Annotated in this window: 3 protein-coding genes; 1 reads left to right on the plus strand and 2 read right to left on the minus strand. The window is 75.6% G+C overall.

Annotated elements, in window-relative coordinates; translation table 11 throughout:
- Together AC1DWC_RS26615 and AC1DWC_RS26620 are read right to left on the minus strand one after the other, a co-directional pair.
- The coding region (locus AC1DWC_RS26615) for a lycopene cyclase family protein (RefSeq protein WP_477912884.1) at positions 1 to 873 on the minus strand (873 nt) is incomplete at its 3' end.
- A gap of 71 nt (positions 874 to 944) precedes the next feature.
- Entirely contained in the window at positions 945 to 1,715 is a 771-nt protein-coding gene (locus AC1DWC_RS26620) for an SDR family oxidoreductase (RefSeq protein ID WP_477912886.1), read from the minus strand.
- 72 nt (positions 1,716 to 1,787) lie between these two features.
- Here AC1DWC_RS26620 and AC1DWC_RS26625 point away from each other — a divergent pair.
- On the plus strand, positions 1,788 to 1,948 hold a 161-nt coding region (locus AC1DWC_RS26625; RefSeq protein WP_477911531.1), incomplete at its 3' end, for an ATP-binding cassette domain-containing protein.

Consider the following 1,948-nt stretch of genomic DNA (forward strand, 5'->3'; position numbering starts at 1 on the left):
CAGCGCCGCGTCGGGGTCCCGGCCCTCGGCGACGGCCCGCGCGACCACGTCGGCGGCGCCCAACGACGCCGCCACGCTGTACCCCGTGCCGGGATGGACCAGCCCGCCGCGGGCGCCGAAACCGGGCGCTCCCTGTCCCGGCCGCCCGTGCCGCGGCGCCTGCACCGGGAACCGCACCCGCTCCTGCACGGCGTCGACGGGCGGCTCGACCCCCCGCGACCGCAGCCTCGTCTCGAGGCGGCCGCGCAACACCCCGAGCGAGAGGCCGGGCCGGCCCACCAGGCACGTCTCCTCGAGCAGCACCCGGTCGGCGCCCAGCGGCACGGCGTAGAGGAACGACGGCGGGGCGTCCGGCGCGGCGCCGTTGTCCGGTCGCCAGTCCATGAACCATGCGGGTCCGCCGCCGAGGGCGGGCGCCGCCGTGGCGGCGTCCACGACCACCCCGTACGCGGTCTGCTCGGCGAGCGCGGGGCCCGGGTGCAGGCCGCGGGCGTCGAGCACCCGGGTGGCCCGGACCTCGGTGCCGTCACGCAGTGTCACCGCGTGCGCGGTCACGGTCGCCGCCGTGCCCGCCAGTACCCGCGTCCCGCCGAGGTCCAGGGCGTCGCGCAGGGCCTCGTTGTCGAGCACGCAGTAGGGCCGGTCGAGGGTGTGTTCCCGCCTCGCCCACACCCGTGGCCGGTCCACCCGGGCCCGGACCACGTTCGGCCCCAGCCATGCGGGCAGTTCGTCGAGCCACGCGGCGTAGGTGGGCGTCCAGGGCCGGGCGGGACGGGGGTCGACCGCGACCACGTCCAGCCCGGCGGCGGCGGCCCGGTGCGCGAGGGCGCGCCCGGCCGGCCCGAGTCCGACCACCGCGAGGTCGGCCCGCATCAGCGGCCGCCCGTGGCGTCGTCCGGTCGGCCGTCGAGGCCGCGGACCGGGAACTGGCGCATGGCCGTGTCCTACAGCGAGCCCGTCGCCAGCAGTCCGCCGTCCACCCGGATCGTGTCGCCGGTGATCCAGGCCGCCGCGTCGGAGACCAGGAACGCGACCAGGCCGGCCACGTCCTCGGGCGTGCCGAGCCGCTTCATCGGGTACATCGCCGCCGTCTGCTCCTCGCCGCCGGCGACCAGCGCCTCCGCGAACTTGGTCTTGACCACGCCGGGGGCGACGGCGTTGACCCGGATCGACGGGCCCAGCTGCCAGGCCAGTTCCTCGGTGAGCCGGATGAGGGCCGCCTTCGAGGCGCCGTACGCGGCGATGGCGCCGGTCGAGCGCAGGCCCGCGACGCTGGCGAGGTTCACCACCGCGCCGCCGTGCTCGCCCATCCATGCCTTGTGCGCCTGCTGGATGTAGCCGAGGGCGGCCACCACGTTGACGTCGAAGATCTTGCGGACCGCGTCGAGGTCCGCCTCCATCAGCGACCCGAAGACCGGGTTGATACCGGTGTTGTTGACCAGGATGTCCAGGGAGCCGAGTTCGGCGACCGTGCGGGTGACGGCGTCGGCGCGGGCGTCGGCGTCACCGGCGTTCCCGGCGATGGGCAGCACCACGGCGCCCTCGCGGCCGGCCCGCAGCTCGCGGGCGGCCTCCTCGAGCGGTTCGGGCTTGCGCGCGGTGATCGCCACCTTCGCGCCGCGGGCGAGAAACTCGGCCGCGATGGCCATGCCGATGCCGCGGCTCGCGCCCGTCACCAGCGCAGTACGTCCTGCCAGATCCTGGATTTCGCTCATGTCACCGCACGTTAGCGGACTCACTTCGGCGGTGGCGGGAGGCGGTCGTAAACTCCGGTAAACTCGGCAGGCGTGATTACCGCCACCGACCTCGAAGTTCGTGCCGGTGTGCGGACCCTCCTCTCCGCGCCCGGCCCCGCCCTGCGCGTCCAGTCCGGCGACCGCATCGGTCTCGTCGGCCGCAACGGCGCCGGAAAGACCACCACCCTGCGCATCCTCGCCGGCGAGGGCGA

This window comes from Rhodococcus sp. P4_C10 (assembly GCF_056402135.1).